Here is a 7,799-nt window from a genome sequence, read left to right as displayed (position 1 = left end):
AGTTCCGAGTTCAGAGGCTCAAATGAATAGAAAATTTAGATAAATTTTGACAGAGCTAGTTAAACCCATCCCAAATTGGATTATTCTTCCTTAGTAGGTCGTTCACCAACTGCGATCGCTAACTCAACTAACACTCCACCCCGGACAACTTGCACGTTGACAGGTTTACCAATGCGATCGCCACTATTGAGTAGCCCCAGTACATCACCTGTATCGCCCACAGTTACGCCATCGAACCTTACCAAAACATCGCCAAGCAGCACACCTGCATTGTCAGCAGGCCCGGAAGGCTCAACATTAACGACAATTACTCCAGTTGCAGAAGTTAAATTGAGAGCAGTTTTCAGGTTATTTGGTAAACGTACTGGTTGCATTCCCACACCCAAGTAGCCTTTTGAAATGCGTCCTTTTGCTACTAATTGATCAACCACGCGATCGACTGTAGCACTAGGAATAGTCAGAGCAGTACCACGCCGCCCCGATGTATTCATGCCTACCACAAAACCAGCAGCATCTACCAGCGGCCCACCTGCAAAACCAGAGTAAAGGGTAATGTCTGGGCGGATGAATTGGTCAATATTTCCGCCACTCATACTCCGCCAAGCACCGCTAACTACACTCACCGTACCCATCGCCGCCCTTAAGTCACCTTCGCTACCTCTTGCCAGTCCTAACACCAGATGACCAACTTTTAGCGTTTTGGCATTGCCAACTTTTGCCACAGGTATTTCTAGATTTTCTAGTTTAAAAACAGCGATATCGGTGCTAGAGTCATGACCAATGAGTGTTACTGGTGCAGTGCTACCATTTGATAGAGTAATGGTGATGTCGTCATAGCGCTGGAGGGACTCATCAGAGGTAACAATGATACCATTACGCCAGTGAATGCCGCTTGGGGAACGACGTGTACCCCCATTTACAGCAACCACAGCATTCCCAGCTTGTTCTACGGTGTCAGCTAAACTGTTGGACAGGTCTAGTAATGAAGACATAAGATTTTTTCGCAAACGTTCTTAGATGTTCATATCGTGCCGTTTTGTATGCACAGATGACATCGGAAAAATGGGGAGAATTCATCCTAGAAAAATGGCTAGGATTCATATCAATACAGTTCGGATAAGATCCCCCCGCCTGTGGCGACCTCCTTAAAAAGGGGGTAAAGGAGAAAATTAGCCCCCCAATTTATCGGGGATTGGGGGATCTTCCGGGGCAAAATATTACGAATACCAAGCCTATTGCGTTCTAAAGTGGAATAGCAATGAAATGACAGATAAATAAATGCACACCCAATCAACAGAAATCGACTTGCTCACTCCATCTAGAGAATTACCTCTATATGGCAAGAGAATTTTAGTCACAGCACCGAGAAATTATGCTTATAGGTTAGCTGAACAAATCATCAAACAAGGTGGTTTACCTGTTTTTATGCCTACTATCGAAACCTGCTATTTGTCAAACTACACTAAGTTAGATACTGCTCTAAACCACATAGACGAATTTGATTGGATTGTCTTCACCAGTAGAAACGGTATCACTGCATTTTTTCACCGGATGAATGATTTAGATATTCCCGTATCTGTGGTACAAAAATGTCAATTATGTGCTTTAGGAGAAGACGCAGAAAGCTTATCATCTTTTTGTGGCGAAGTCGATTTAATCCCAACAGAATCTAGCCCAGCCGGAATTGTAGCAGAACTAGCGAAACTACCAGAAATTCACAAGAAAAAAGTGCTGCTCCCGGCTCCAGAAATTGTTGGTTTGCCTGAGCCTGATATTATACCTAATTTAATTACGGATTTGCAGCAATTAGGCATAGAAGTAACTCCCGTTCCCACATATATTACACAGGGTTTAGACACAAGTATCTACGGTGTTGAATTGAACCTGATGCGTCAAGGAATGATCGATGTAATTGCCTTTAGTAGCACGGCGGAAGTAGAAAGCTTTTTGACAATGGTTAACTCGCAAAGCGACTATGAACGTTGTATTATTGCGTGTTTTGGCCCTTATACAACTGCTAATGCCCAAAAGTTGGGTATGAATGTCTCTACCGTGTCCAAGGATTATAGTTCATTTGAGGGATTTGCTGAAGCGATCGCAACATTTTTTTCTGTGTGATTTTGGTCTGAAGCTTTTGGTATATGTAAACTAGCCCCAACTGCTTGAGAATCTAAAACAGTCAACCACAATCGACTCTAGACTAGCAGCACATAAACCCGTAGTATCGAATATGGAGTTTATATGAGTTAGGAATTTTTACATGGCAACTTACAAGGTTACATTACGTATCCCAGAAGGTGAAGAAAACGCAGGTGAACACGTAATTGAAGTTCCTGATGATGAGTACATCCTAGAGATCGCTAACGAGGAAAATGGGCTTGACTTGCCCTATTCCTGTAACGCTGGTTCTTGCTCTACCTGCACCGGGAAGCTGATTTCAGGTACAGTTGACCAATCAGATCAGAACTTCTTAGACAACGATCAAATGGACAAAGGATGGGTTCTCACCTGCGTTGCCCGCCCCACTTCTGATTGTGTAATCGAAACCTATAAAGAAGAAGCGCTTAATGGTTAACTAAGAAATGTGGATTTAATCAAGAGCAAGTTTTGTTGGGTGCATTATAATATTCGTCCTAGCGCACCTAAAATCTGGATTAGTGTATAATACACTATCAAAGATTTAAAATTTTGCACTTTCCTAATAAATCTGTATAGGCTGAGTAATTCACACTAAAAAGCGCTCCCCTTTTGGAGAGCGCTTTTTACTTAGTTTAATAGATAGCTAGCAGATATAAAGCTGAAATTAGCCAGATGATGCTAGATTAACTTTGACAACTTTATTCTTTTCTTCTTCAGCTTTGGGTAGCGTCAGGTTCAAGATGCCATCTTTATAATCTGCCGTGACGTTGGTATTTTGAATCCGAGCAGGTAAAGGAATTACACGTTGGAATTTACCATAGTGGAATTCGCTTTTGATCACACCTTTATCTTCAGATTTTGCTTGAGACTTCCGCTCACCCCTCAGGTATACAGCTTTTTCTGTAACTTGCAAATCCAAGTCTTTAGCTTCAATTCCCGGAAGTTCTAGCAACAGAAAAATTGCATCTTCAGTTTCTTTTAACTCAGCAGCCGGAACTCTGGATAAACCTCTATCCAAAAATGCAGTTGGCAAAGTATCTTCATCAAATAAGCGATTGATTTGACGTTGTATCGCGTTAAATTCTTGCCAGGGGTTCAAACGTACTAATGTCATATCTCTACCTTAGATAATCAGTATTCTTTGCTGTTTAACTAATTGAGGATTTGATTCCTTGCTTTGTTCTCATAGTATTTAAAAATGAAAGTGGAGTAAATTCGGTTTTTATCACCTGAGTTATGATGATTGCCGATCCAGAAATATCTTTACTAGAAATGTACGGTAAACTGAACTATTGGGGTTCGGGAAGTTCGACAAAAGCAGACTTTAAATATAGCAATTGTATTTAAAACGTGGGTATAAGTGTTACCACGCCTCTGCGCTCAAAGCTTCCAATGCGTAGCTTATCCTACAAATGTTTAGTATATTCACGCGAATAATGATAATAATTCGACTCGTTGTATTTTTTTTAATTTCACAGAGATAAGATAAGAAGAGACTCCTCACAAACTGCTGATAATAGATATGTCAACAAGTTGGATTTACCTTATCGCCGCAATCGTCTTTGAAGTTTCAGGTACAACTTGCATGAAGTTATCGCAAGGATTTACTAAAATAGGCCCTTCCATATTAATAATTGTCTTCTATGGACTTTGTTTTACTTTTTTGACCCTTGCTCTCAAGAAACTTGAAGTGAGTGTGGCTTATTCTGTCTGGGCTGGATTGGGAACTGTCTTAGTTGCTATTATTGGTATTCTCTGGTTTCGTGAATCTGCCACATTTATGAAACTTCTGTCGATCGCCTTAATAATCATGGGGGTAATTGGCATAAATGCAAGCCAATAAATGAAATAGGTATGAGTCCACAAAAGTATCTTTTGATTCAAAAATAAAAGCAGAGATAGGCAATAGCTTGCCGTTATATCGGATCCGGCTAATCAGTTATCATTAGAGTCTCTTTGCTTTAGCCGAAAAAATAAGCCTTGAAATCGCCTGAAATAAAAAATACCTCGTCAATGTTAAAATAGAAGAGGTAAATAAACCAAAAATGATCATTCTGCTTGTTGCTGTTGTAGTGAATACAGCAGCAATTTTTATTCTTCCGCGAGCAAAGTAAAATGATCAGACTTAGCTAAATTATCTTAAAATTATAGTAAACCTCGTTAAATATAGCCCACAATTAATTGACTTTTGATACTTTAGCAAAGAGGTGATAGTACACAGCGTATTAAATTTAACTCAAATCAGAGTTATCAATTTTTCGTTACATAGTTGGAAATTTTCCCGCCGATTTACTTACATATCAGATTCGGATCGGATATCATTTTATAAATTTCAATTAATTTGTCATTTAACATATTAATATCGTAATTTTTTTCCACAAATAACCTACCTGCTAAACCCATACTTGACCAAGTTTCTGGATGCTCGACTAAATAACTTAATTTGTCAGCTAAAGCGTTCACATCCTTTTCAGGAACTAAAAAACCTGATTTCCCATCCAGCACACCATCAGGAATCCCATTGTGCAATGTAGATAATACTGGCAATCCCATAGCTTGCGCCTCTTGTAAAACTAGTGCTTGTCCCTCTTTATCTCCATCAGAGGCAGTTACACTTGACAGAATAAAAATGTGAGAATCAGCATAAATCTGGCGGATTTCATCTTGTGTTTGCCCTCCTAAAAATTTAACTTTATTTGTGATTTTAAGTTGGGTGGTTAGCTTCTCTAGTGATTTACGAAGATAACCCTCACCAATGATTTTATATTCAATATTTGAATAATTTTTCAAAACCTTGGCTACTGCCCTAATTGAATATTCAATACCTTTTTTTTCAACTAATCTTGCAACTGTGAGAATTTTGATAGTTTCGTTAGAGTGAAGTACTTTTTTTTGGAAGTTATACTGTGATATGTCAATACCTACAGGAAGTTTAAAAATCTTATTTGGCGGGCAACCTAATTCTATAGCCTTGTTACCTGTAAAAGTTGTATTAACAGTGTATAAATCTCCAAGACAAAGAATATGCTTATACATTTGCACATATTCCCTCATGAAATTTTTATTGACATCATAACCATGAAAAGTTGTAATTACTCTGCCTTCAATTAAACCCAGTTCTCGCAATATTAGAGTTTTGATACCATTAGGAGCAAAATGACAATGAATAATGTCATATACTGGACGTTTATCTAAAAGGTGAGCAGTTGCATAAAATAAGGTGAATGACGCAGAGATTTTCCCATATTTGAAAACATTAAGGGTACTTAATATAAGCAGAAAATTTTGCCAATTATTTCTTCGGATTAAGTGATAAATTAATAACTTAAACGCCTTGACAATTCTCCAAAGGCGATTCTTAGGTTCTCCTAAATAGAATATATGCTCATAAATATTATATTTTACCACCTTTGAGTGTATTTTGACAGTATTAAAAACTCCTTCAGCATAAATATCAACTTCATACCCACGATCCAGTAAATCTGTTATCTGATCCAAGATAAAAGTTTCGGATAAAACTGGGAAGCAATTAATCATCAAGGCTATTTTCATAATAGGCTTACCTGAAGTTTTCAAAAATTTTTGTTTGTAACTTATCAGATGATCCAGTTAGTTTTGTAAGCTATTCCTATTTTTGTTTGTATGACATTACAATAGATATGGCTCTCCTGCTAATCCTCTTTTAAATCTTCTCCATGTGATTTCCAGATTTTTTAATATCCGTTTCACTGGATTTATACTAACTGTGATTCACCGTGATTCTTTAATTGCAACCTTATGCAAATAAACATCTTCATGCTGATAGTTGCACATCTATTTGACAAATCTATGGCAAATCTATGCTGCAAGTGTGACAAAACGAATTATTTTTTTAAACAGCAACAACAAATTGTATTGATAAATCTGGGAGCGACCGCTTATTGTATGATTTTATTAGTTTTACTTAATGAAGAACATCCAAATAAGTTGTCAAAAACTGTATTATTTAATCTGACTTTTCACGGTAAGTCCTCAAACAACGAAAATACGTTACTTTTTCCATAGGTTGATTATCAATAGCTTAAAATTAATGACAATAATAAACAAAAAAATCGGGGCTTGAGAAAACGTTAAAATCGCCTTTTCCACATAGCGTGAAAAGTCAGATGAAATAATACAGTTTTTGGAATAAAAATAAGTTGAAGCCAGCCACTACCTCAGCACATTTATGAAAAATTTCTTTTTTAATAAAAAACACGACGATTATTTTAATACAGATCACCTGAAAGCAGATATTAAAGGTCGTTCTGTTCGTGGTGGTGCAGTCACTATGGGTGCCCAAGTTTTTAAGTTTAGCTTGAACTTAATATCTAATGTAGTGTTAGCCAGATTATTGACACCACAGGATTACGGATTGATAGGTATGGTAACTGCGGTTATTGGGTTTGTCAGTTTATTCAAAGACTTAGGATTGTCGATGGCAACTGTTCAGAAGGAAGAGATTAATCATCAGCAAGTCAGTACCTTATTTTGGGTGAACGTAGCACTTAGTGTATTTACTACACTGGTTGCTTTAGCACTCGCACCAGTAATTGCTTGGTTTTATCACGAACCCCGTTTGATTTGGATTACTCTGGCGCTGCTATCTGGATTCATCTTTAGTGGGTTAAGTGTTCAGCACAATGCCTTGCTCAATCGTCAGATGCACTACAAGGCATTGATGTTAAATGATGTTATCGCTATGTTATTTGGTGTCATAGCTGCAATCATTGCTGCCTTATGTGGACTTGGCTACTGGTCATTAGTGATTTTTCCACTTGTTTCAGGATTTGTCAACACTATCGGACTCTGGATGACCTGCACTTGGCGTCCCAGCGCACCTGCTTGGCAATCAGGAATAGGCTCAATGCTGGCTTTTGGAGGAAATCTCACTGGGTTCTCAACTATTAATTACTTTGCGCGAAATCTTGATAATGTTCTTATCGGAAGATTCTGGGGCGCTCAGCAATTAGGTCTATATGCTAAGGCCTATCAATTGTTACTTCTGCCGATTAATCAGATTAATGCACCAATTACTGCAGTCGCCATTCCTGGTCTAAGTAGATTACAACACGAACCACAAAAATTTCGCCGCTATTACCTCAAAGCTATTTCAATGATTGCTTTTTTTACCATGCCAACTATTACTTTTATGATAGTGGCTTCAGAAGAGATTATTGTATTTCTTCTTGGTTCCCAATGGCGGGATGCTAGCACAATCTTTCGATTGTTAAGCATATCCGCATTAGTTCAACCTATTTGTAATACTACAGGTTGGCTGTATATATCCAGAGGCAGAAGTGATTCTATGTTAAAATGGGGTTTGTTGTCTTCTTCCTGGCTTGTAATATCATTTTTTATAGGTTTGCCACATCAAGCATTTGGAGTTGCTTTGTCTTATGCCATAGCGATGCTTTTACAGGCAGTTCCTTGCATCTATTTTGCAACACGAGGCACATCAATCACTATTCTTGATGTGTTGCAAGTAATCAAAGAAACATTCATATCATCTGTAGTAGCAAGTCTCGTAGTATTAGGCATAAAAATTAGTATTGGAAACAGTTTACCATTATGGGAGATAGTAATTATCTATTCTGTTGTAATGACCCTAGTATATTTCGGGTTATTGTTCTATATATTTC

The 7,799-nt window shown here is 37.8% G+C and carries 7 protein-coding genes; 4 read left to right on the top strand and 3 right to left on the bottom strand.

Going from position 1 to position 7,799, the window contains the following annotated elements:
- Positions 1-80: 80 nt before the first annotated feature.
- Positions 81-992, bottom strand: a complete 912-nt coding sequence (locus ACFFAP_RS25385) for a S1C family serine protease (RefSeq protein ID WP_375513814.1) — start codon at positions 990-992, stop codon at positions 81-83.
- Between the two features lie 286 nt (positions 993-1,278).
- Between ACFFAP_RS25385 and ACFFAP_RS25380 the strand changes: the two genes are divergently transcribed.
- On the top strand, positions 1,279-2,118 hold the full coding sequence (locus tag ACFFAP_RS25380; protein ID WP_375513813.1) for a uroporphyrinogen-III synthase: 840 nt from the start codon (positions 1,279-1,281) through the stop codon (positions 2,116-2,118).
- 142 nt (positions 2,119-2,260) lie between these two features.
- Positions 2,261-2,575, top strand: coding sequence for a ferredoxin (locus tag ACFFAP_RS25375; RefSeq protein ID WP_375513812.1), 315 nt, complete (start codon positions 2,261-2,263; stop codon positions 2,573-2,575).
- A 228-nt stretch (positions 2,576-2,803) separates the two neighbouring features.
- Here ACFFAP_RS25375 and ACFFAP_RS25370 read toward each other — a convergent pair whose 3' ends face one another.
- The gene (locus tag ACFFAP_RS25370) at positions 2,804-3,253 is read right to left on the bottom strand and encodes an Hsp20/alpha crystallin family protein (protein WP_375513811.1); all 450 of its coding nucleotides are present in this window, start codon (positions 3,251-3,253) and stop codon (positions 2,804-2,806) included.
- Positions 3,254-3,661: 408 nt separating this feature from the next.
- Between ACFFAP_RS25370 and ACFFAP_RS25365 the strand changes: the two genes are divergently transcribed.
- A complete protein-coding gene (locus ACFFAP_RS25365; protein ID WP_375513810.1) occupies positions 3,662-3,982 on the top strand; it encodes a DMT family transporter in 321 nt (106 codons plus the stop codon).
- Between the two features lie 446 nt (positions 3,983-4,428).
- Here the strand turns inward: ACFFAP_RS25365 and ACFFAP_RS25360 are convergent, their stop codons facing one another.
- Positions 4,429-5,691 carry a glycosyltransferase gene (locus tag ACFFAP_RS25360; protein ID WP_375513809.1) on the bottom strand — a complete coding sequence of 421 codons (1,263 nt, stop codon included), beginning with the start codon at positions 5,689-5,691 and terminating at the stop codon, positions 4,429-4,431.
- A 655-nt stretch (positions 5,692-6,346) separates the two neighbouring features.
- Here ACFFAP_RS25360 and ACFFAP_RS25355 point away from each other — a divergent pair.
- Positions 6,347-7,799: lipopolysaccharide biosynthesis protein (locus tag ACFFAP_RS25355; protein WP_375513808.1), on the top strand; the 1,453-nt coding region annotated here is incomplete at its 3' end.

This window comes from uncultured Nostoc sp., from assembly GCF_964245575.1.
In the GTDB taxonomy this organism is placed as follows: domain Bacteria; phylum Cyanobacteriota; class Cyanobacteriia; order Cyanobacteriales; family Nostocaceae; genus Nostoc.
The sequence above is the reverse complement of the archived record's forward strand: the minus strand, read 5'-3'. Positions and strand labels throughout refer to the sequence as shown.

What these genes read in the sequence shown, in the direction of transcription:
- ACFFAP_RS25360 (WP_375513809.1), bottom strand. Translation starts at nt 5,691, where the DNA reads ATGAAAATAGCCTTGATGATTAATTGCTTCCCAGTTTTATCCGAAACT.
- ACFFAP_RS25380 (WP_375513813.1), top strand. Translation starts at nt 1,279, where the DNA reads ATGCACACCCAATCAACAGAAATCGACTTGCTCACTCCATCTAGAGAA.
- ACFFAP_RS25365 (WP_375513810.1), top strand. Translation starts at nt 3,662, where the DNA reads ATGTCAACAAGTTGGATTTACCTTATCGCCGCAATCGTCTTTGAAGTT.
- ACFFAP_RS25370 (WP_375513811.1), bottom strand. Translation starts at nt 3,253, where the DNA reads ATGACATTAGTACGTTTGAACCCCTGGCAAGAATTTAACGCGATACAA.
- ACFFAP_RS25375 (WP_375513812.1), top strand. Translation starts at nt 2,261, where the DNA reads ATGGCAACTTACAAGGTTACATTACGTATCCCAGAAGGTGAAGAAAAC.
- ACFFAP_RS25385 (WP_375513814.1), bottom strand. Translation starts at nt 992, where the DNA reads ATGTCTTCATTACTAGACCTGTCCAACAGTTTAGCTGACACCGTAGAA.